The sequence below is a fragment of the Streptomyces carpinensis genome (genome assembly GCF_002154505.1).
GTDB lineage: Bacteria > Actinomycetota > Actinomycetes > Streptomycetales > Streptomycetaceae > Streptomyces > Streptomyces carpinensis.
This window is the reverse complement of sequence record NZ_MUBM01000689.1, coordinates 1-334: the sequence shown is the minus strand read 5'-3', so window position 1 is coordinate 334 and position 334 is coordinate 1. Positions and strand designations below refer to the sequence as shown.

At 74.3% G+C, this 334-nt stretch carries 1 pseudogene; it reads left to right on the top strand.

Features of this window, described 5'->3' with window-relative positions:
- Window positions 1-334 (top strand): annotated as a pseudogene (locus tag BZY54_RS47925) (phosphoglucomutase, alpha-D-glucose phosphate-specific); the annotation flags it as partial.

Genomic DNA, 334 nt, shown 5'->3' with positions numbered 1-334 from the left:
CAACGAGGACCACATCGCCGCGACCAGCCAGGCCATCTGCGAGTACCGCGCCGGGCAGGGCACGGACGGCCCCCTCTTCCTCGGCGCGGACACCCACGCCCTGTCCGAGCCCGCGAAGGTCACCGCGCTGGAGGTGTTCGCCGCCAACGACGTCACGGTCCTCATCGACGCGGCCGACGGCTACACCCCCACGCCGGCCGTCTCGCACGCCATCCTGACCCACAACCGGGGCCGTACCTCGGGCCTCGCCGACGGCGTGGTCGTCACCCCCTCCCACAACCCGCCGGGCGACGGCGGCTTCAAGTACAACCCGCCGAGCGGCGGCCCGGCCGGC